At 74.7% G+C, this 21,837-nt stretch carries 16 protein-coding genes; 9 read left to right on the top strand and 7 right to left on the bottom strand.

All coding sequences use genetic code 11. The features are described 5' to 3' along the window. Positions 1-41: 41 nt before the first annotated feature. From ACGFWJ_RS22700 to ACGFWJ_RS22685, 4 genes are all read right to left on the bottom strand, one after another. Positions 42-1,340, bottom strand: coding sequence for an FAD-dependent oxidoreductase (locus tag ACGFWJ_RS22700; RefSeq protein ID WP_392952351.1), 1,299 nt, complete (start codon positions 1,338-1,340; stop codon positions 42-44). Next, the gene (locus tag ACGFWJ_RS22695) at positions 1,337-2,245 is read right to left on the bottom strand and encodes an alpha/beta fold hydrolase (protein WP_392952349.1); all 909 of its coding nucleotides are present in this window, start codon (positions 2,243-2,245) and stop codon (positions 1,337-1,339) included. The genes ACGFWJ_RS22700 and ACGFWJ_RS22695 overlap by 4 nt, the downstream gene beginning before the upstream one ends. A 365-nt stretch (positions 2,246-2,610) precedes the next feature. Then, a complete protein-coding gene (locus ACGFWJ_RS22690) occupies positions 2,611-3,420 on the bottom strand; it encodes an ABC transporter permease (protein ID WP_387638284.1) in 810 nt (269 codons plus the stop codon). Continuing rightward, the gene (locus ACGFWJ_RS22685) at positions 3,417-4,439 is read right to left on the bottom strand and encodes an ABC transporter ATP-binding protein (protein ID WP_392952345.1); all 1,023 of its coding nucleotides are present in this window, start codon (positions 4,437-4,439) and stop codon (positions 3,417-3,419) included. Before ACGFWJ_RS22685 ends, ACGFWJ_RS22690 begins: the two co-directional genes overlap by 4 nt. 273 nt (positions 4,440-4,712) lie before the next feature. On the opposite strand from ACGFWJ_RS22685, the gene ACGFWJ_RS22680 reads away from it, so the two are divergent. The 8 genes from ACGFWJ_RS22680 (at position 4,713) to ACGFWJ_RS22645 (ending at position 18,799) form a co-directional block, all read left to right on the top strand. Continuing rightward, entirely contained in the window at positions 4,713-4,859 is a 147-nt protein-coding gene (locus ACGFWJ_RS22680; RefSeq protein ID WP_387638279.1) for a hypothetical protein, read from the top strand. Positions 4,860-4,958: 99 nt separating this feature from the next. Next, positions 4,959-6,197, top strand: a complete 1,239-nt coding sequence (locus ACGFWJ_RS22675; RefSeq protein WP_392952342.1) for a cytochrome P450 — start codon at positions 4,959-4,961, stop codon at positions 6,195-6,197. Continuing rightward, positions 6,194-6,991 (top strand): biotin/lipoyl-containing protein, encoded by a 798-nt coding sequence (locus tag ACGFWJ_RS22670; RefSeq protein WP_392952340.1) that lies wholly within the window; start codon positions 6,194-6,196, stop codon positions 6,989-6,991. Before ACGFWJ_RS22675 ends, ACGFWJ_RS22670 begins: the two co-directional genes overlap by 4 nt. Beyond that, positions 6,988-9,393, top strand: coding sequence for an ATP-binding cassette domain-containing protein (locus tag ACGFWJ_RS22665; protein WP_392952339.1), 2,406 nt, complete (start codon positions 6,988-6,990; stop codon positions 9,391-9,393). Before ACGFWJ_RS22670 ends, ACGFWJ_RS22665 begins: the two co-directional genes overlap by 4 nt. Next, entirely contained in the window at positions 9,390-11,639 is a 2,250-nt protein-coding gene (locus ACGFWJ_RS22660) for an ATP-binding cassette domain-containing protein (protein ID WP_392952337.1), read from the top strand. Before ACGFWJ_RS22665 ends, ACGFWJ_RS22660 begins: the two co-directional genes overlap by 4 nt. Before the next feature lies 1 nt (position 11,640). Continuing rightward, entirely contained in the window at positions 11,641-14,922 is a 3,282-nt protein-coding gene (gene lanM, locus ACGFWJ_RS22655; protein ID WP_392952334.1) for a type 2 lanthipeptide synthetase LanM, read from the top strand. A 29-nt stretch (positions 14,923-14,951) separates the two neighbouring features. After that, entirely contained in the window at positions 14,952-17,228 is a 2,277-nt protein-coding gene (locus ACGFWJ_RS22650) for a TOMM precursor leader peptide-binding protein (protein WP_392952332.1), read from the top strand. 53 nt (positions 17,229-17,281) lie between these two features. Further along, entirely contained in the window at positions 17,282-18,799 is a 1,518-nt protein-coding gene (locus tag ACGFWJ_RS22645; RefSeq protein ID WP_392952330.1) for a SagB family peptide dehydrogenase, read from the top strand. 78 nt (positions 18,800-18,877) lie between these two features. Here ACGFWJ_RS22645 and ACGFWJ_RS22640 read toward each other — a convergent pair whose 3' ends face one another. From ACGFWJ_RS22640 to ACGFWJ_RS22630, 3 genes are all read right to left on the bottom strand, one after another. Further along, positions 18,878-19,573 (bottom strand): LuxR C-terminal-related transcriptional regulator, encoded by a 696-nt coding sequence (locus ACGFWJ_RS22640; protein ID WP_392952328.1) that lies wholly within the window; start codon positions 19,571-19,573, stop codon positions 18,878-18,880. Positions 19,574-19,607: 34 nt separating this feature from the next. Beyond that, positions 19,608-19,868 carry a hypothetical protein gene (locus tag ACGFWJ_RS22635; RefSeq protein ID WP_387865199.1) on the bottom strand — a complete coding sequence of 87 codons (261 nt, stop codon included), beginning with the start codon at positions 19,866-19,868 and terminating at the stop codon, positions 19,608-19,610. A 236-nt stretch (positions 19,869-20,104) separates the two neighbouring features. Continuing rightward, positions 20,105-20,431, bottom strand: coding sequence for a hypothetical protein (locus ACGFWJ_RS22630; protein ID WP_392952325.1), 327 nt, complete (start codon positions 20,429-20,431; stop codon positions 20,105-20,107). Between the two features lie 276 nt (positions 20,432-20,707). On the opposite strand from ACGFWJ_RS22630, the gene ACGFWJ_RS22625 reads away from it, so the two are divergent. Continuing rightward, on the top strand, positions 20,708-21,718 hold the full coding sequence (locus ACGFWJ_RS22625; RefSeq protein WP_392952322.1) for a LuxR C-terminal-related transcriptional regulator: 1,011 nt from the start codon (positions 20,708-20,710) through the stop codon (positions 21,716-21,718). The last annotated feature ends 119 nt before the right edge of the window (positions 21,719-21,837 follow it).

The following is a 21,837-nucleotide window of genomic DNA, read 5'->3' as shown; positions in this document are numbered from 1 at the left end:
TTCCGGGTTCGTGGCGGTGGGTTCGGGGTGGGGCGGGGCCGTCAGGCCGTCGGGGTGAGCCGGGCCGGGTCCGGCCGGCGGCTCGCCGGGGCGGGGGGCTTCTCGCCCAGGTGCCGCAGGTTGACCAGCAGGGCGCGGAACATCGCCGGGACGGACAGGAACTTCAGCGGGCCGATCAGCCGGGACGCGAACAGGTGCATGTGCCGGGCGGTCACCGCGTCCCGGGCCGCGCCCGCGAACATCAGCCGCTCGAACGGGTTGAACGCCCGGCCGCTCGCGTAGTCCGAGATCAGGTGCCGGTGACCGCCGAGCTGCTTGCGGTGCCGCTTGCCGTACGCCGCGACGGCCCGGTCCACGTCGCCGCCGGCGGCCAGCACCGGACCGACCGCGTCGGCCAGCCAGGACGCCGACTCCAGCGCCCAGCCGCAGCCGACGCCCCACAGCGGGTCGCTCGCCATCGCCGCGTCACCGATCAGCGCCAGGCCCGGCGAGGCCGGACGGCGGCTGAGCAGCGGGTAGTTGACGGTGCCGATGATCTTCGAGATGCGGGTGGCCCGGTCCACGTCGGGGGCGTCCGGCAGGTTCCGGACGAAGTCCAGATAGGCGCCCTCCAGGTCCTTCTTGAACTCCGGCAGCTTCTTCCGGTCCGGGATCACCGCGACGACCGTCACGCCGTCGTCGTTCGGCATCGCGTACGCCACGTCCGGCTCCAGGAACCAGCACTGGGTGATGCCGCCGGCCAGCTCCAGGTTCTCGAAGTGCGCGAAGTAGCTGAACCGCTGGTTCTCCACGGTCTTCACCGGGATCCCGGCCAGCCGCGCGGTCGCCGAGTCCTTGCCGTCCGCGCCGACCACCAGCCGGGCCCGCAGCTCGAACTCCCGCTTGCCGTCGCTGACCCGGACGCCCGCGGTCCGGCCGCCCTCGTCCAGCACGCCGACCAGGGTGTGGCCCAGCAGCAGGTCCACGCCCGGGGTGTCCGCCGCCGCCCTGCGGATCAGCGGGTCCAGGGTCTGCCGGCGCATGTTGTACGCGTACGGCAGCTCCTTGCCGTCCGGGCCCGGGCTCGGGTGGATCCAGCCCCAACGGGTCCACCAGCGCGCCTCGTTGCGTATCGCACCGGCCGACTTCAGGGTCTCGATCAGGCCCAGCCGCTCCAGCACCGGGAAGGCGTTGGGCTGCAGGTAGTGGGTGCAGAGCACCTTGTACGCCGACATGTCGGAACGCCGTTCCAGCAGCGCCACCCGGGCGCCCTGCCGGGCCAGCAGCACCGCCGCCGCACAGCCGGCGACGCTGGCGCCGCTGATCACCACGTCGTACTTCTGCTCGGTCGCGAGTGTCATGCGCTGATCGCCTCCTCGATGCGGATCCGTTCGGTGGTGGGGTCGGTGAGCCGGTCGCCCTCGAAGCCGATGCCGAGACAGCCCAGGAAGGTCAGCACCTCGGCGGCGACCTCCTCGGCCTGCTCGACCTGGCAGAAGTGGCTCAGCCGATTGCTCTGATGGACCGTCAGATCACTGATCCGGGAGCGGAGTTCACGGACCGCTGCGGGGGGCGCCGACATGTCCTTGGTGCCGCTGATCAACTGCACCGGCACGGTGATCCGGTCCAGCGTGAGGCCGGGGATGCGGGCGAGCATCGCGTAGAACTGCAGGAAGCCGTGCGGTTCGACCCGGTCCCGGATCCTGCGCTGCATCAGCTCCAGCAGCTCCGCGTCCAGCCGCTGCGCCCGCGGGCCCAGCTGCACCGACATGCCCTCGGTCAGCACCCGGCGGAAACGGGTCACCGCCTCGGTGAAGTACTCCGGGTCCACCGCGCGGTCGTGCGGCCGGTAGACCGGCGCGACCAGCACTGCCGGCGCCTTCACCGCCGGGACGTCCCGGGCCAGCAGCTCCAGCAGCGAACTGGCGCCGAACGAGTGCGCCACCAGCGCGGTGGCCGGCTCCTCCAGCAGCTCCAGCGCCCGCTCCAGCCAGACCGCGGAACTGCCGTGCTCGGTCCACGCGTAGCTGGAACCGGCCCGCCAGGGCAGGTCCAGCGCGCTGAGCCGCAGGCCCGGCGGGATCAGTGCGGCGAGCCGCAGCCAGGTGTCCCAGTTCTCCTCGAAACCGTGCGCCAGCACCACGTGCGGGGCGTCGTCGGGGGCGCCGGGGCGCTCCCAGATCCGCAGCGTCTCGCCGCCGATGATGTGGTCGGCCGACAGTGCCCAAGGTCTGTGGCGGGGGGATCCCCGCCGCGTTGCATACACGTCCCATCACTCCTCGGCATCGTGATGATGAAGGTCCGCCGGGAGTCGGGCGGGGGACCCGGCCTCCCGGCGCCTCCACTGTCTGCCGAGGGGCCCGGGGCTGAGGAGGTGCTCCGGCCACCGTTTCCCGGCGGCGCGCGGTAGGGGGCGCACACCGGGGGCAGGCCGGCGCAGGGCAGGGCCCGGGGTGGGCCCTTGTGCGCGGGGCGGGGGCGGGTGTGGTCCGGCCACCGGCCCGCGGTTGCGCGGGTATGCCGACGGCCCGCCGCGTCCGGAACTGCCGCACGGCGGCGGGCAGTTCGCGGCGGGGCGGGCCGGTCGGGCCGGTCGGGTCGGCCGGTTGGTCGGGTCGGGGAGGGGCGGGGTCAGCCGCGGCGGGGCTCCCAGCGCAGCAGGCGGCGGGAGAGCGCGAACGACGCGGCCAGCCAGGCGGCCAGCAGCAGCAGCGACGGGGCGGCGGACGTCCAGCCGTGCAGCAGGTCCAGTTCGCGCAGCGGGCCGCCGGACCAGCTCTCCGCGCCGAACTCGCGGCCGAACCAGGCGGTGCGCAGCCCGCGGACCACCGGCGACAGCGGCAGCGCGCCCGCCGGGCCGTGCAGCCAGTCGGGCAGCGCGGAGATCGGGGTGAACACGCCCGCCCCGAACATGCACAGCACCAGCACGGGGGTGGCCACCAGCGGCGCCGTCTCGGTGGTCGGGGTCAGCCCGGAGAGCGCCACCGCCAGCACCGAGAACAGCAGGTAGCCGCCGAGCAGGGTGAGCAGCAGCAGCGCCGGATCGGCCGGCAGTGGCGCACCGAACCAGCCCACCGCGACGCCCCCCAGCACCAGCGCCTGGATCAGCACCACCACCGCGCCCGCGCCCAACTGCCCGGCGAGGACGGCACTCGGCGGGCACTCGGTGCCGCGCAGCCGCTTGAGCACCAGCTCCTCGCGGCGCGCCACCACGCTGCTCAGCAGGTTGACGAACGAGGTGACCAGCGCCAGCCCGAGCAGCCCGACCGCCACGTACCCGGCGGCGTTCACCCCGCCGATCCACTTGCCGCGCAGCGGCGCCGCGATCAGCAGGTTGAGCAGCACCGGCAGCAGGAACCCGATGAAGGTGGAGCGCCGGTTGCGCCAGAACACCTTCCAGGACAGGCCGAACTGACCCTTGGCGTACGCGAACCAGCTCATCGGGACGCTCCCTCGGCGACGGCGTGGTGGTGGGCGGCGTGGTGCTGGCCGGCGTGGTGGCGGGCGGCGTGGTGGTGGTGGTCGGCGCGGTGGTGGTCGGCGCGGTGGTGGTCGGCCAAGGCGAGGAAGACGTCCTCCAGCGAGCTGGAGCGCACCTCCAGGCCGTCGAGCTCGATGCCCTGGGCGGCCGACCAGGCGTGCAGCGCGGCCAGCGCGGGCGCCGAGCGGGGCACCCGGTACACCGCCCGTCCGTCCGTCAACGACGGTGCGGAGCCGAGCAGTTCGGGGAGCGCGGCGAGCGGGCGGCCGGGCGGCAGCGGCAGGGTGATCAGGTCGCCGCGGCCGGACAGCACCTCGTCGACGGTGCCCGCGGCGGCGATCACGCCGCCGTCCATGATGGCCACCCGGTCGGCCAACTGCTGGGCCTCCTCCAGGTAGTGGGTGGTCAGCACCACCGTGGTGCCGGCCGCCCGCAGTTCCTCTACCAGCTGCCAGGTGGTGCGGCGGGCCTCCGGGTCCATGCCGGTGGTCGGCTCGTCCAGGAACAGCAGCTCGGGGTCGTTCAGCACCGCCAGCGCCAGGTCCAGCCGGCGGCGCTCGCCGCCGGACAGCTGGCCGACCCGGGTGCCGGCCTTCGGCTCCAGCGCCACCCGGGCCAGTACCTCGGCGGTGGGCCGGGCCCGGCTGGTGAAGGTGCGCCAGCAGTCGACGGTCTCCTTGACCGTCAACTCCTTAAAGAACCCGCCCTCCTGGAGCATCGTGCCGGTCCGCCGGCGCACCCGGGCGCCCGCCGTGAACGGGTCCAGGCCGAACACCCGGACGGTCCCGGAGGTCGGCGGGTGGTAGCCCTCCAGCACCTCCAGGGTGGTGGTCTTGCCCGCGCCGTTGGTGCCGAGCAGGGCGAACAGCTCGCCGCGGGCGATGGTGAAGGAAATGCCGCGCACCGCCTGGTATTCGCCGTAGCTGCGCCGCAGATCCACTACCTCCACGGCCGGTGAATTCTCGGAAAGAGGTGTCATGACTGCAGCGTGACGGGTGCCTTCGAGTATCTGCAAGTAGCGCATCGCCGCAGGTCGGAGTATGTGCAAAATGTCATCCAGGGCGGTGACATTTACGCTCCAGGGAATCTGACATCTCCTACTGCACAGGCTTTCGCGGCCCGGCCATAGTTGAGACATCGCCGAGAGCGGAACCGGAGAAAAGCGAAACCGGGAAAGCGAAAGGCGGCAAAAGAAAACCGAGGCGGCCGACCCGAGAAGCGGGCCGGCGCCGCGAAACAGAGGGAGATTCCCATGGCGCAGAACGAGATCGAGAAGGACGAGCAGTTCGACATCGAGGTCGAGGAGCTGGACACGGTCAGCGGCGGCGCCGCCTCCTCGCTGATGTGCATGGCCTGCCCGGTGTCCTGCTTCAGCTCGGTGGTGCTCGAGTCCGAGTAATTCGGGATCTGTGCGGGGGTGGTCCGCCCCGGCGGCCCACCCCGGCACCCACCCGGCCCAACCCCGTTGCCCCACCGTCGGATTGAAGGAGAGCCGGGCATGGACAGCCTCCGGCACGAGCTGATGCGGTTCATCCAGGAGCCCGCCGCTCAGCAGGACCCACCCGCGCTCTACCGCAGGCTGCTGGCCGAGGCGCCCGTCCTGGACCTCGGCCCGGCGTACGTGGTCTCCGGGCACCAGGAGATCCTCGCCGTCCTGATGAACCCCGGCACCAACGTCGACCCGACCAGCGTCGGACTGCCCCGGGCGGGCAACACCGCGCTGATCAAGGTGATCGACCGGATGCTGCCGATGCGCGACGGCGCCGACCACACCCGGCTCAAGCGCCTCGCCACCGCCGCGTTCAGCCACCGCCGGCTGGAGCAGATCCGCGAACGGATCGAGACCACCGCCGCCCGGCTGCTCGCCCCGCTGATCGACGCCGGCTCCTTCGACCTGGTCGCCGACCTCGCCGTGCCGCTGCCGGTGGCGGTCTCCTGCGCCATCCTGGACATCCCCGACACCGAGCACGACCGGATCACCGGCTGGGCCGCGCTGATCACCCGCTCCTTCCTCGACCCGTTCGGGGCCGGGCCGGGGGCCGCCGAGCTGGACGCCGAGTTCGCCGAATTCCGCGCCTACGTCGAGGAGTTGTGCGCCGAGCGGGCCGCCAGGCCCGGGGACGACCTGATCTCCCGGCTGACCGTCGCCCGCGACCAGGGCCGGCTCGACTCCGAGGAACTGCTCGCATTCGTGGTGATGCTGCTGGCCAACGGCCTGGAGACGCTCACCGCCGGACTGGCCGTCGCCGCCTGGGAGTTGATCCGCACCCCCGGCCTGGCGGAGCGCGTCCGGACCGAACCCGCCTTCGCCGCCGCCGTGTTCGACGAGGCGCAGCGCCTCGGCAGCCCCGTCCGGGCCAGCGCCCGGGCGCTGACCCGCGAGATCGCCCTCGGCGGCAGCGTGATCCCGGCCGGCCGGGTCGCCGTGCTGCTGTACGCCGCCGCCAACCGCGACCCGCGGCGCTTCACCGACCCCGACCGCTTCGACCCCGACCGCGCCGAGCGCCGGCACCTCGCGTTCGGCCACGGACCGCACCACTGCCTCGGCGCCCCGCTCTCCCTGATCGCCGGCGCGGCCGTCCTGCGCGGACTCGCCGAGGCCGACCTGACACGGGAGTTGAGCACCCCGCTGACCGACGCCACCGCCCGCCGCCACGAACAGTTCGCCTTCGGCGGCATCCGCGAACTGCCGGTCGAATGCCCGCTGCGCGAGCCCGCGCTGGGGGTGGCGGCATGAGCACCGTGACGGAACCCCAGGACACCGCAGTCACCGAGCGCTCGCAGGCCGCCGTCGCCGCCGCGCGGGCCGCCGCCGTGCTGGAACCCGGACTCGACCAGCCGGTGCGGCTGGTCGGCGCGCGGCTCCGGCTGGCCGGCATCGCGCTGGCGCTGGCCGTCGGCGCGGGCGCGGGCTGGGCGGTGTGGGGCAGCCTGCCGAACGCCATGACGGTGCACGCCGTTCTTGCGCACGGCACCGCGCCGGTGCGGGTCTCCGCGCCGCACGGCGGCAGCGTGGCCGCGTTCCTGGTCCGCCCGGGCCAGCCGGTGACGGCCGGACAGGCGCTGGCGCGGCTGGCCGGCCCGGACGGCACCACCGAACTGACGGCCCCCGCCGCCGGCACGGTCAGCGCCCTGCTCGCCGCGCCCGGCGCCCAACTCGCCACCGGCGCACCGGTGCTGGCCCTGGATCCGGCCGACGCGCCGGCCACCGTCCGGCTGGTGTTCGACAACCCGAAGGGCGCCGCGAAGCTCACCCCCGGCCGGCCCGTCCTGGTGCCGGTGCCCGGCGGGGGAGCGGTGCGGGCGGTCGTCGACCGGATCGACCCGCTGCCCGTCCGCGCCGACACCCTCGACGGCACCCTGCCCGTCGCCGTCCCCGGACTGCCCACCGGCTCCGCCCCCGTCTGGGTGGCGTACGCCCGCCTGCCCCAGGACATCCCGCTGGCCGGCCCGCTGGCCGTGGACGCCCGGGTCGACCTCGGCAGCCGCCACCCGTACCAGGCCGTGTTCGGGAAGGAGGCCACCCGGTGAAGCCCACCGCGGTCAGGACCGTGGAGCCGCCCGCGGCGGCGGAACGCGAGACCACCAGCGGCCCCGCGCCCGCACCGAAGCCCGGTCGGACGTCAACCGCCAAGCGGCGCAAGCACATTCGCACGCCCGTGGTCCCGCAGATGGAGGAACAGGACTGCGGCCCCGCATGCCTGGCAGTGGTGCTGGGCGCGTTCGGGCGACGGGTGACGCTGCACGAGGCGTCGCGCGCCTGCGGGGTCAGCCGGGACGGGGTGAGCGCGGCATCGGTGGCGCGCGCCGCCGGACGGTACGGGCTGACGACCCGGGGGCGCCGGGTGGTGCGCGGGGACGACCGGCTGGCGGGGCTGGGTGCGGTGCCGGTGCCGTCGATGGTGCTGATGACCGGCCCGCACTACGCGGTGTTCGAGGGCATCAAGCGCGGCCGGGTGCACGTCAACGACCCGTCGCTGGGCTCCTACTCGGCCACCCCGGCGGAGTTCTGGGCCACCTTCGCGGGCATCGCCGTCGGCTTCGAACCCGGCCCGGACTTCGAACCCGGCGGGCGCCGCTTCCCGCTGCTGCGCGCCCTCGCCGCCCGCATGCGGCCGTACGCCTGGCCGCTGCTGGTCGCGGTGCTGGTCGGCATGGTGACGACGGTGCCGGGCGTGGGCGGCGCGTTCCTGCTGCGCACCTACCTGGCCGCCGTGGTCAACGGCGGCGCGGACGGCTGGGCGGTGCCGCTGACCGCGGCCGGCCTGTCCGTCGCGGGGCTGGTGCTGGCCGGGAACTGGCTGCGCTCGGCGATGGTCAACCGGGTGCTGGAGGCGATGGCCGCCAGCTCGTCCGCCGCCTTCCTGTGGCGGATGCTGCGGCTGCCCGGCGCGTTCTTCCACCGGCGGCAGCTCGGCGGACTGGTCACCCGGGTGCAGCTCAACGACGGCCTGGCGAACCTGCTGTCCTACCGGCTCGCCGGCGCCGCGTCCTCGCTGGCCTCCGCCGCCGTGCACCTGACGGCACTGATCTGGCTGGCCCCGAGACTCGCCGCGATCCCGGTCGCCGTCGCGGTGCTGGACACCCTCGCGCTGCGCTCCGCCGACCGGCGGCGCGGCGGCCTGATCCACCAGCTGCACGGCGAGAACCACAAGCGCGACGGGGTGGCGTTCGCCGGGGTGTCGGCGATCGAGACGGTCAAGGCGGAGGGTGCCGAGGACGCGCTGTTCCGCTCCTGGGCGGGCTGGCAGGCCCGCGCCGCGCACACCGGCCAGCGGGTCTCCGACGCCGTCCTGGTGCCGCTCTCACTGCCCGGCGCGCTCAACTCGGCCGCCGCCGCCGTCACACTCGTCGCCGGCACGGTGCTGCTGCTGGCCGGCTCGCTCTCCTTCGGCACCCTGCTGGCGTTCCTGCTGCTGCTCAACGGCTTCCTCCTGCCGGTCTCCCAACTGGTCGGCACCGGAGCCGAGTTCACCATCGCCAGGGCGCAGAACGCACTGCTGGAGGACATCTCGACCAGCGAGGTCGACCCGTACCTCGCGCCGGTGCTCGACAGCCCCGCCGAACCCGTCCGGCTGCGCGGCGAACTCGAGCTGTGCGACCTGGAGTTCGGCTACGACCCGAACCGGCCGCCCGCACTCTCCGGCATCTCGCTGCGGATCACCCCCGGCGAGTGGGTCGCCGTGGTCGGCGCCTCCGGAAGTGGCAAGTCCACGCTGGCCCGGCTGGCGGCGGGCGTACTGCGCCCCTGGAAGGGCGCGGTGCTGCTCGACGGGCGCCCCCGCGACGACTGGCACCGGGGCGTCGTCACCGGCCAGATCGCCTACGTGGAACAGCAGTTGAGGCTCTTCGAAGGCACCGTCCGGGAGAACCTGACGCTCTGGGACCCGGCCGCCGACGAGGACGCCCTGCACCGGGCCCTCGCCGACGCCGAGGCCGCCGACCTGGTCCGCCGTCGCGGCGGACTGGACGCCCCGATCGACGAGGACGCCCGCAACTGGTCCGGCGGCGAACGCCAACGCCTGGAACTGGCCCGCGCGTTGGCCCTCGACCCGGCCCTGCTGGTGCTCGACGAGGCGACCAGCGCGCTCGACGCGCACACCGAGGCAGCCGTCAACGAGCACCTGCGCCGGCGCGGCGTCAGCTGCCTGCTGCTGGCCCACCGGATCAGCACCATCCAGGCCGCCGACCGCGTCGTGGTGCTCGCCGGGGGCCGCATCGTCCAGCAGGGGCCGCCCGCAGAACTCGCCGAACAGGACGGCCCGTACCGGGAGTTGCTGCGCGAGGCCGAAGCGAACGACACCGCCGACACCGCCGACACCGCCGAGATCGCCGAGCCCACCGACACCACCGACACCGCCGAGATCGCCGAGATCGCCGAGACCACCGACATCACCGAGAACCGCCCCGCCCGAACGGAGGAGCAGGCATGAGCACCGCCACCGCCGCCCCCCGGGGCGGGACACAGACCGCCGCGGCGGACACCGAGCGCGACCCGGCGACCCGGGCCGACGCCACCGCGGCCGCCAACCGGACCGCACTCGCGGACGCGTTGGCCGCACTGGGAACCGCCGCCACCACCCGTCCGCACACCGTCCCGCGCCGCGGCGAGAGTTCGCCGTTCGCGCCGCGCCACCGCGCGGACCAGGCGCGGGACGTGCTGCGGGCGCTGGGGGTGGACGTTCCCGAGGAGATCCCCGCCGCCGTGCGGGACGCCGCCGATCCGGTCACCGCGCTGCTGCGCCGGGCCGGGGTGCGCTGGCGTCCCGTCACGCTGGACGGCGGGGACGAACGCGGCACGGCCGGTCCGATGGTGGCGTTCGCCGCCGAGGACGGCCGGCCGATCGCCCTGATTCCCCGGGCCGGACGGCACCGCCGTCTCGACCCGGCCTCCGAACGCCCCGGGAAGCGTCCGGAGTTGAGCCGCCAGGCGCTGCTGCTGTACCCGCCGCTGCCACCGGGGCGCCCGACCCCGGCAGTCCTGCTGCGCTTCGTGCTCGCCGTGCCCGGTGCCCGCCGGGACGTGGCGGCGTTGGGCGTGGCGGGGCTGGTGTCGGCGCTGCTCGGCCTGCTCGTCCCGCTGTCCACCGGAGTGCTGCTGCCCGGCCTGCTGCTGGCCGATCGGCACCCGGTGCGCTGGCTGGCCGTGCTGCTGGGCTCCGCGGTGGTGGCGTCCTGGCTGCTCACGCTGGTCCGCAACACCGCGGCCGTCCGGCTCACCAGCCGGGTGCAGAACGCGCTCGAACCCGCCGTCTGGGACCGGCTGCTGGCCCAGGACGCGCGGTTCTTCCGCGACTTCACCACGGGTGATCTGGTGCACCGGGCGAACGCGGTGGCGCAGGCCCGGCAGGTGCTCTCGGAGGGGCTGGTGGGCGCCGTGCTGGGCGCGGTGTTCGCCGTCACCGGCCTGACGGTGCTGCTGCTGGTGGACTGGCGGCTCGGCGGGCTGCTGCTGCTCGCCGTACTGGCGGTGACGGCCGGGCTGCTGCTGCTCGGCCGTCACCGCCAGGAGCACGAGGCGCAGGTGTTCGCGGCCCACGGGCAGCTCCAAGGGGTGCTGTACGGGCTGCTGTTGGGCATCGACAAGATCCAGACCGCGGGCCGGGAGATCCAGGCGTTCGCCCGCTGGGCGGCCCCGTTCGCCGGGCAGAAGCGCGCCGACGCCGCCGCGATGCGCTCCGACGCGGTGGCCGGCGCGCTGACCACCGCCCTGCAACCGCTGCTGCTGGCCGTGCTGCTGGCGGGAGCGACGTTCGGCCCGGGCGCCACGGCCGGGCACCTGATGGCGTCGGGTGTGGCGATCGGCCAGGTCGCGCTGGCGCTCGGCCAGGTCACCCACGCGGCGACCAGCGCGTACGGCATCGCCCCGGTGCTGGAGCGGCTGCGGCCGATCCTCGCCGAGCCGGCCGGCGCGGCCGCCGACCGGTCCGGCCGGCTCGCCGACCCGGGCCGCCTGAAGGGGCAACTCGCCCTGGACGACGTCACGTTCCGCTACCCGGGCCATGCCGCGCCGGCCCTCGACGGGGTGTCGCTGCGGGCCGAGCCGGGCGAGTTCGTCGCCGTGGTCGGCCCGTCCGGGGCGGGCAAGTCCACCCTGATCCGGCTGCTGCTCGGCTTCGAGCAGCCCGAGTCCGGGGCGGTCCGCTACGACGGCCGCGAACTCGCCACGCTGGACGCCCGGTTGGTGCGCCAGCAGCTCGGCTCGGTGCTCCAGCACGGCCGGATGCTGCGCGGCTCGCTGCTGGACAACCTGGCCGGCGCCGACCCCGACATCGACCGGGACCGGATCTGGCAGGCCGCCGAACTGGCGGGCATCGCCGAGGAGTTGCGGGCCCTGCCGATGGGCCTGGGCACCCGCGTCGGCGAGGACGCGCAGGGCTTCTCCGGCGGCCAGGTGCAGCGCCTGCTGCTGGCCCGCGCCCTGGTCCGCGACCCCGCCGTGCTGCTGCTCGACGAGGCCACCTCGGCCCTCGACAACACCACCCAGCGGCGGGTCGCCGACGCCGTCGCCGGACTCGACCGCACCCGCCTGGTGATCGCCCACCGACTGAGCACCATCCGCACCGCCGACCGGATCTACGTGCTGGACGGGGGCCGGGTGTCCGCCGAGGGCACCTACCGCGAACTGCTCGGCACCGACCCGCTGTTCACCCGCCTCGCCCGTTTCCAGGAGATGTGAGATGTCGCTCGAACTGCAGACCTGGCTCCGCACCGCCGGAAGTCCGGGCCCCGACACCCCCGTTGCCGCCCTGCTGCCCGAACTCCCCGGCGCCGACGCCCGGTTGAGGGAGGTGATCGCCGCCGCCGCGAGTTTCGACGAACGCGCCGCCGCCCGCGACGACGGGCAGGCGCTGTTCACCCCCGACCCGGCCGAGGACCGCCGCAGCCGCGCCGCCGCCGTCGAGACCTGGCTGAGCCGCGCGGCCGGCGACCGGCGCTCCGCCGGCGTGCTGCTGGAACACCTCGCCGAGACCGGCCGCCCGCTCGGCGAGGGCCTGCGCCGGGTCCGCCTCGCCGACCCGGAGAAGCTGCCCTCCTGGGCGCACGCGCTGGGCGCCTTCCTCCGCGCCCAGCCTGCCCAACCCGCCACCGCCCCGGGCGCGTTGACCGCCGGTTTCGCCGCCGCCGCCGACGCCCTGCTGCCCACCGGCCCCGGCGGCATCCTCGGCGTCCCGGTCACCGGCGCGGCCCGCGCCGACCTGGCGAAGACCCTGACCCGGCGGCTCACCGAAGCCTGCCACCTGACGTTCTGCCACGAGTTGCAGCTCGCCACCGGCCGCCCGCGCGCCACCGACTGGGACACCGAGGGCGGCCTCGACGCCTCCGCCACCGGCTGGCTGGCCCGCCTGGAACGGCTGCCCGCCCTCGCCCACCTGGTGGGCACGGTCTGCCGGCAGTGGCAGGAGATGTACACCGAGCTGTTCGCCCGGCTCGCCGCCGACCGCGAGGAACTCGTCGAGAGGATGTGGCACGGCACCGACCCGGGCGCCGTGACCGCCGTCCGCGGCGACGCCGGCGACCGGCACGCCCAGGGCCGCTCGGTGGCGCTGCTGCACTTCGAGCACGGCGCCGGCGTGGTCTACAAGCCCAAGGACATGCGGCACGCCACCGCCTTCCTCGGCCTGGTCGAGCGCCTCAACTCCGAACTGTCGCTGGACCTTCCGCTGCGCACCGTGGTGCTCCGCTCGGACCGCGGCGACGACGGCCACGGAGCCTCGCTGAGCACCGACTGCTCCGGCGACTACGGCTGGGAGCAGCTGGTCCCGGCCAGCCCGTGCGCCGACCGGGAGGGCTTCGCCCGGTTCTACCGCCGGCTCGGCATGACGATCCGCCTGGTCCAGCTGATGGAGGGCCGCGACCTGTGGGCGGACAACCTGCTCGCCGACGGCGAGCACCCGGTCCTGGTCGACCTGGAGTGCCTGCTGTACCCGCGGGTGCAGGACCCGCCGGCGCTGTCGGCCGCCCAGCACAGCCTGCTGGACGAGTTGGAGACCACCGTGGTGCGCACCTCGATGGCCTTCCTGTCCTGGACGCCCCCCGGCCACACCGACGCCGTCGACATCGGCTGCCTGTCCCGGGTCGGCAGCCAGGAGAGCGCCCCCGGCGTGCCCGTCCTGCCGCTGCCCCCGTACCGCCCGGTGCACGACGGGCGGCCCGCCGACCCGTGGCAGTACACCGACGAGGTGGTCGACGGCTACCGCGAGATGCACGCCGTCCTGCACCGCCTGCGCGACGAACTCGCCGACCCCGAGGGGCCGTTGAGCGGATTCCGGGGGGTCTGGGTGCGCTACATCTGGCGGCACACCTGGGACGGGTACAAGATCCTCCGGGCCTCCACCAGCCCGCTCGCGCTGGACGACGGCGCGACCCGGGAGACCGTGATCGCCGGCGCGCTGCGCGGGGCCGTCGCCGCCCGGGCCGGGAAGGCCGCCCGCGGCGACCTGCTGGAGGTGGTGCTCGCCGAACTCGACTCCTTCCGTTCCTTCGACATCCCGTTCTTCCGCTCGCTGACCACCTCCTCCTCGGTGTTCACCGCCGACGGCCGGGAGATCCCCGGACACTTCCGGTCCACCGGCTGGAAGCGCCTCCAGCAGCGGATCGCCGAACTCGACGGCTTCGACCTGGACGCACACGTCGCCATCCTGTCCGGCTGCGTGGACGCCGCCCGGGCCGGCACCGAACAGACCCCCGTCAAGCCCGCCCGCCCGACGCCGCACGCCGATCCGGCAAGATCGGCCGGACAGGCCCTCGCCGCCGAACCGCCCACCCCGGGCGAACTGCTGGCGCAGGCCACCGCGCTCGGCGACCGGATCCTCGCCGACCGGCGGTCCACCGGCTGGCTCGGCCAGAGCTGGTACCCGGGAACCGGCCTGCGGCAGATCGAGGCACTCGGCCCCGACCTGGTGTCCGGCACCCTCGGCATCGCCCTGCTGTTCGCCGAACTCTGGTCCGCCACCGGCGAACCGCGCTTCCACCGGGCCGCGCACGGCCTGCTGTCCGAGGCCGCCGCGGTGATCGACATCGAGGAGCCGCGGGCCTTCGTCTTCGCCTCCGACCCCCGGCTGGCGTCCGGCGCGCCCGTCCCCGGCGGCTTCGCCGGACCCGGCGCGATCATCCACGGCCTGGCCCGCGGCGGACTGCTGCTCGGCGAAGGCGAGTTCCTGGCCGCCGCGCAGGCCCTGGTCCCCGGCGCGCTCGGCGTCGCCGAGTCCGTCTCCGACCGGCCCGGCCGCCCGCGGACGGCCGCGCCCGCCGACGCCTCGCTCGGTACCGCCGGCCTGCTGCTCAACCTGCTCCGGCTGCGCCGCGCCGCAGGCAGCGGCCACCCCGACACCGACCGGGCGATCCGCGCGCTGGCCACCCGGGCGACCGGCCAACTCGACGACGAGGCAGCGGCGTTCGACTTCCGGGAGCTGGTCCCCGGCGGCACCGACTCGATCGCCGCCGCACTCGCCCGCACCGTCGCCGAGGCCCCCGCGCTGCTCGCCGACCCCGAGACCGTCCGGGCCCGGCTGCGCGAGCACCGCTTCGCCACCGGCACCCGGGCCGGCCGCCTGGCCTGCCTGGACGCCGCCGTCTCGCTCGGCGCGGACGCCGTGGACGGCGCCGACCTGGCCGCGCTCGCCCCGCCCGTCACCGGCCCCGAACTGGCCGCGCGCTCCGGCCGGGCCCTGCTGTCCGCCGCCACCGAGGCGCTCACCGCCGCCGAGGCCGGCCTGATCCACACCCTGCCGGAAGGCGCCGAGGCGCTGCTGCCCGGCCCGTTCTACGACGGCCGGGAAGCCGCCGCCCTGATGGCCCGCGAACTGATCACCCGGCACCGCGTGCACGGCACCTGGTTCCCCGACCGGGCCATCGACGACACCGTCAACCTCGGCGCGCTGGACGGCACCGTCGCCGTCGGCCTGCTGCTCCTTCGCGTGCACGACACCTCCGCCGCCCCGCTCGCCACCCTGCGCTGACCGCGCCACCGCTTCGAGGAGTACCCGTCATGTCCGAACTCATCGGATTCAAGCGCCAGTTCACCCCGTACGTGGTCGACGGCGAGGCCGTCTACCTGGTCTCCGAGCGCGGCGTCTCGGTGGTCGACGGCAGGCTCGCCCAGGCCCTCGCCCCGCTGCTGGACGGCACCCGCACCGCCGAACAGGTCGGCGCCGCCCTCGACGGCGTCGTCCCCGCCGACAAGGTCGACGCGGGCGTCGGCAAACTGCTGGCCGGCGGCTGGCTCACCGCCGCCGACCCGGACACCGACCGCCCCGGCGCGGCCTTCTTCGAAATGGCCGGGCAGGACGGCGACACCGCGATGGCCGCGCTGCGCAGCGCCCGGGTCCGCATCGAGGTGCACGGCGACGTGGACACCGCGCCGTACCTGGCCGCACTGACCGCCGCCGGCGTGACGGTCGACCAGGACGCCGAGTTCACCGTCGCCCTCACCGAGGACTACCTGCACCCCGGCCTCGCCGAGCGCAACCGGCAGGCGCTCGCCGACGGCCGCCCCTGGCTGCTGGCCCGCCCGGTCGGCTCGATCGTCTGGGTCGGCCCGGTGTTCACCCCGGACGTGCCGGGCAGCGAGGGTACGGACGGTTCGGGCTGCTGGGAGTGCCTGGCGCACCGGCTGTCCGCCAACCGGCAGTCGCTCAGCTACCTCCAGCACCGCCTCGGCCAGGACGAGCCGATCTCCACCGCCGGCGCCCACCTGCCCGCCACCCTGGCCCTCGGCACCCAGCTCGCCGCCCTGGAGACCACCAAGTGGCTGGCCGGCGCCCGCCCCGCGCAGGCCGCCGTCACCACCGTGGACACCGTGCTGCTGGAGAGCGAGAAGCACACCCTGGTCCGCCGCCCGCAGTGCACCGCCTGCGGCGACGACGCGACCGTGACCCGACGCCAGCTGGAGCCCGTCCGCTTCGAGCCCCGCCCGAAGGCGTTCACCGCGGACGGCGGGCACCGCTCCGCCTCGCCCGAGGACATGCTGGACAAGTACCGCCCCCAGCTCAGCCCGATCACCGGCGTGGTCACCACCCTGGTCCCCGCCGCCCACACCCCCACCGGCCTGCGGGTGTACATGTCCGGGCAGAACCTGTCCCGGCAGGCCGGAAGTCTCCGGCAGCTGCGCAGCGGCCTGCGTTCGAACAGCTGCGGCAAGGGCCGCACCGACGCGCAGGCCCGGGCGTCCGCGCTCGGCGAGGCCATGGAGCGCTTCTCCGGCGTCTTCCAGGGCGACGAGGCCCGCCGCCTCGCCACCTTCGCCGAACTCGGCGACGCCGCGATCCACCCCGAACGGACCCTGCTGTACTCGGCGAAGCAGTACGCCGAACGCGAGCAGTGGAACGCCAAGCAGTCGGCGTTCCACATCGTCCCCGAGCCGTTCCGCACCGACGACCCGATCGAATGGTCCCCGGCCTGGTCGCTGACCGAGCAGCGCCACCGCTGGCTGCCCACCCAGGCGATGTACTACGGCTACCGGCACAGCGGCCGGTTCTACGCCGCCGGCGACTCCAACGGCTGCGCCGCCGGCACCTCCTTCGAGGACGCCGCGCTGCAGGGCTTCCTGGAACTCGTCGAACGCGATGCGGTGGCCCTGTGGTGGTACAACCGCGTGCAGCGCCCCGGCATCGACCTGGACGCCTTCGGCGACCCGTACATCGACCAGCTGCGCGAGGTCTACCGCGGACTGCGCCGGGAGATCTGGGCCCTCGACCTGACCGCCGACTTCGGCATCCCCGTGGTCGGCGCGTTCTCCCGCCGGCTCGACGCGAAGCCGGGCTCGGGCCACAACGAGGACGTGCTGATCGCGTTCGGCGCGCACCTCGACCCGCACATCGCGCTCACCCGCGCGCTCACCGAAATGAACCAGTTCCTCGGCCCCGTCGCCGGCGACGAGCACGGCCGGGTCAGCTACGCGGGCGCCGACCGCGACCAGAAGGCCTGGTGGACCACCGCCACCGTCGCCAACCAGCCCTACCTGCTGCCCGACCCGAACGCCCCGCGCTCCACCCCCGCCAGCTGGCTCCCGCTGGCCGGCGCCGACCTCGCCGACGACCTGGCGCTCGTCCAGCGCATCGTCGAGGACCACGGCATGGAGTTCCTGGTCGCCGACCAGACCCGCCCCGACGTCGGCCTGCCCGTCGCCCGGGTGATCGTCCCCGGCATGCGGCACTTCTGGGCCCGCTTCGCGCCGGGCCGGCTCTACGACGTCCCCGTCCGGCTCGGCTGGCTGGACACCCCGACCCCGGAGAGCGCGCTCAACCCGATCCCGATCTTCATCTGACCGAAGCGCGGGGCAGCCGGGCCCGGCTGCCCCGCCCATCCGGGGAGGTACCCATGACCGTCATCGAACACCTGCCACCCGCCCCCACCACCGGGGACCACCGCCCGCTGCGCCGCCTGCTCCGGCTGCGCCCCGAGGTCGACGTCACCGCCCGGGGAGCCGACGTCGAACTCACCCACCCGTGGGGCCGCCAGCGCATCCACGCCCTCGGCGAGCGCACCGTCGCCGCACTCGCCGAACTCACCCGCACCGACGCCGACCTGGACGAACTCGCCCTCGACCAGGTCCGCCTGCTCAAACTGCTCGAACGCTTCCCGTACCTGGTCAACACCACCGTCACCGACCCGCTCGGCGACCCGCTGGCCACCGCGGTACCCATCGCCCGCTCCGCCGACCTGCCCGGATTCGCCCGCCCCAGCGGACAGTTGGTGCTCTCCCGGTTCGCCTACCTGCGCCGGCTGCCGGACGGCCACGGCGAATCCTGCGTCCTCGAATCGCCGATGGCACCGTTCCGGCTGGTCCTGCACCGGGCCGCCGCCGGCGCCTTCGTCACCGCACTCAGCACCTCCCGCACCGCCGAGGACGCCGCACTGCTCGCCGGAATGTCCGCCGGCGAGGGCGAGGCACTCGCCGGACTGCTGGCCGGCGGCGGCTTCCTGGACGCCGGACAGGGCGCCGAAGCCCCGCTCTGGGACTTCCACGACCTGCTGTTCCACGCCCGCAGCCGCCCCGGCCGGCACGACTACCCGTCCGGCGGCGTCTTCGCCCACCAGGACGTCACGCGACTGCCCGTCGTCTCCGGCCCCGGCACCCGCGAGGAGGGCACCGGCATCGAGCTGCCGATCCCCGACTGGGACACCGTGGTCGCCCGCGACCCCGCCCTCAGCGAGGTCCTGGAGGGCCGCCGCTCGGTCCGCGCCTACGCCGAGACCCCGGTGACACTCGACCAACTCGCCGAACTGCTCTACCGGGTGGCCCGGGTCCGCCGCATCATCCCCGGCGACCCCGCCGACCCGCACGGCTACGACGGCGTCGACCGCCCCTACCCGGCCGGCGGCGCCACCGGCGAACTCGAGATCTACCTCTCGGTGGTCCAGTGCGTCGGCCTGGAACCCGGCGTCTACCGCTACGACGCCGCCGCGCACCGGCTGCGCCCGCGCCCGTTCCAGGACCCCGGCGAGAAGGCCGCGTTCAGCGAACTCGTCACCGCCGCCTGGCGGGCCACCGCCTGCATCGTCGAACCGCAGGTACTGCTCACCGTCACCAGCCGGTTCGGCCGGCTGTCGTGGAAGTACAGCCAGATCGCCTACGCACTGACCCTCAAGCACGTCGGCGTGCTCTACCAGACCCTCTACCTGGTGGCCACCGCCATGGGCCTGGCCCCCTGCGGCCTCGGCTCCGGCGACACCGACGCCGCCGCCCGCGCCCTCGGCCTGGACTGGGCCGCCGAATCCTCCGTCGGCGAGTTCCTGATCGGCAGCCGCCCCGCCGACCTGCCGCGCACCGCGCACGGCTTCGCCGACGTGGTCTCCGCCGCCCGGGCCGGGGAGGGCCTCGGCGGGAACTTCTGACACAGGCCTGTACGCACGCACGCCTGCGACCCGTCAGCGGGAATCTGACGGGTCGTCGGCGGGGCCATTCATGGGGTGTTACAACCAGCCGCACTCGCGGGCGATCCGGATCGCGTCGCACCGGTTGCGCGCCCCGGTCTTGGCGATCGCCGCCGACACGTAGTTGCGCACCGTCCCCGGCGACAGCGACAGCGCCGCCGCGGCCTCCTGCACCGTGCTGCCCTCGGCGATCTCGCCCAGTACCGCGAGCTCCCGGCGGCTGAGCGGACCCGGCTGCCCGGTGGTCCGCACCACCTCCAGCACCAGCCGCGGGTCGTACACCCGCCCGCCGCGGGCCAGTTCACGCACCGCCGCGATCAGCGCCGGCGCCTGCACGTCCTTCAGCAGCACCCCCGCCGCGCCCTCCACCAGCGCCCGCCGCGCCTGCGCCGTCCGCGGCAGGGCCGGCACCAGCAGCAGCACCGCGGTGCCCGGCGCGGCATGCTGCAGGCGCCGCGCGGCGGCCGTCGGATCCGGCTGCTCCTCGTCCACGCCGAGCACCGCGACCGCCGGGCGCACCCCGGACGCCGCCGCCGCGGCCTCCTCCCCGCCGACCGTCTCGGCGACCACCGCGAGGTCCTCCTCCCGGTCCAGCAGCGCCCCCAGCCCCGAACGGAACAGGTGGTGCCGGTCGGCCAGCAGCACCCTGGTCGGGCTCGCCGCCGCTGCCGCGGCGAGCGGGAACTGGTGGGGCACGGCCCGCTGCACCAGCGGGCGTTCCAGTGCGGTGGTCATCCGGACGCCTCCCCGGCTCTGCCGCCCGGCCCGATCAGCCCCAGCCCCAGGTGTCGTTGTGCGGCGGCTCGGTCGAGGTCGGGCTGCCGGACGGCGCCGGGGTGGGCGTCGGCCCGACCACGATCACCTGCGCACCCGCGTCGGTCGGCGGCTGCGGACCGCCCGCGACGGTGCCGTCCGCCGTGACCACCGCTCCCGGCCGGCTCGGCCCGGCCAACTCCGCGGCGGTGGCGATGCCGCCGACCACCATCGCACCCAGAGCGGCAATCGTGACAAAACGGATGTTCAGCGTCATGGGAGTGCCCGATCCTCTCGCGTTCGGCCGATCCCCGGGCTGCCGCCGGGGCATGTGTGGTGAACCGCCGTCAGGTCTCCGGTGCGATCCGCGGCCCCGCCGGGGGCTGCTCCCGCGGTCTCGCACCGCCGTCCTGCCGACATCACCAAGAGTGGCCCGGACGGCACCCCCGCGTCAGCACCCGGAGCTGGCACCAGAGTGCCGTGACACCGAACGGCCAGCTTCCCGCCGAGAGGTCAACTCCGTGCTCGGGCCTGCAACATGCCGAGCGCGATCCACGGATCCGCCTCGCAGCGCACCACCGCCCAGCCCGGCAACGGCCCGCCCGGCTCCGTCAGCGCACCCGCGCCCACCTGCAACGCCCGCTCCGCGGCCAGCAACGACCCGGCGGTCAGGAAACACACCGCCGCCAACCCGTCCGGTCCGGTCAGCACCCGGGCATGGCAGACCCGGGCCCCGATCAGCGGCAGCCGCAGCAGGGCCAGCCGGACCGGATCGGCCTCCATCGCCGGACCGCCCGGGACGGGCCGCGGCGGGATCAGCTCCAGGCGGATCGCGTACACCCCCCCAGCGTGACGGACCCGAGCCCCCGCCGGAGGGCGTCACGGGTGACAGATATCCGCCTGGCAAGAAAATGACAGTTGCCCGGCACCCTTCACGGGTTGCCCACCCGTCCGCCAGAATCTCCGCAAGTCAGTTCCAGACCTGACTCGGGTGGCAATAACCTGACGCCCGATCAGGACGCTACCCGGGGGCAGCGCCGCGAACCGGCGCATGGAGGCCGAGATGAAAAGAGCGACGCGCACCGGCACCGGACAGGACATACGGAAGACCGAACGTTGACCGCCGGCGGCCCGATCGGGCTCGACGCGTTCGGCGAAGCCGTCTACCGGGCAATGCTGCTGCACCCCGACCTCGACACCGGCGGCCTCGCCACCCACCTGGACAGCACCGAGACCGAGGTCTGCGCCGCTCTCGACCGCCTCGCCGACCTCGCCCTCACCCGCCCCACCAGCTGCGGAACCCGCTGGCGCGCCGTCAACCCGGAACGCGGCCTGGCCGCCCTGCTCGCCCACCAGGAGGCCGAGGCAGCCCGCCGCCACCGCGAAATGGAACGCAGCCGCGCCGCGATGGCCGGCCTGATCGCCGAGTACGCCCACCTGCACTCGCCCGGCGAACAACGCGGCGTCGAAATGCTCTTCAGCCTCGACCAGGTCCGCGACCGGCTGATCCAGCTCGCCTCCGACGCCACCGCCGAAGTGCTCTCCTTCGCCCCCGGCGGCCCGCAGCCCGCCCAGGTGATGGAGGCCAGCCGCGCCCTTGACCAGGAGACCCTGGAACGCGGCGTACGGATGAGAACGGTTTACCAGGACAGCGTCCGCAACGACCCCGCCACCGTCCAGTACGCCCGCTGGCTGCACGGCCTCGGCGGCGCCGTCCGCACCGCACCCACCCTGCCGCTGCGCATGATCCTGGTCGACAACGCCACCGCCATCGTCCCGATCGACCCCGAGGACCCCCGCAAGGGCGCCGTATTACTCCAGAGCCCCGGCGTGGTCGCCGCCCTGCGCGCCCTGTTCGACCAGGTCTGGGACCACGCCCGCCCGCTCGGCGAATCCACCCAGCGCGACCCGCACGGCCTCACCGGCCAGGAACGCGAACTGCTGCGCCTGCTCGCCGACGGCCTCACCGACGAACGCGCCGGCCAACGCCTGGGCGTCTCCCTCCGCACTGTCCGCCGCATGATGGCCGACCTGATGGTCCGGATGGACGCCCGCAGCCGCTTCCAGGCCGGCATCCAGGTCGCCGGCCTCGGCTGGCTCGAGGCCGCCGAGGACGCCCCCGCCTGACGCCGCGAGGCGGTGTCCCCGGCCAGGGCCTGTCTCCGAGATCCCGCCCGCCCCACCGCGCGCGCCCGGCGTTCGGCCGGAGGCGTCTCCGGGCGAGGCCTTCCACCTGGCCCGCCGAG

It is taken from the genome of Kitasatospora sp. NPDC048407 (assembly GCF_043200475.1).
Taxonomy (GTDB): Bacteria; Actinomycetota; Actinomycetes; order Streptomycetales; family Streptomycetaceae; genus Kitasatospora.
This window is presented reverse-complemented; position numbering and strand designations above follow the sequence as displayed.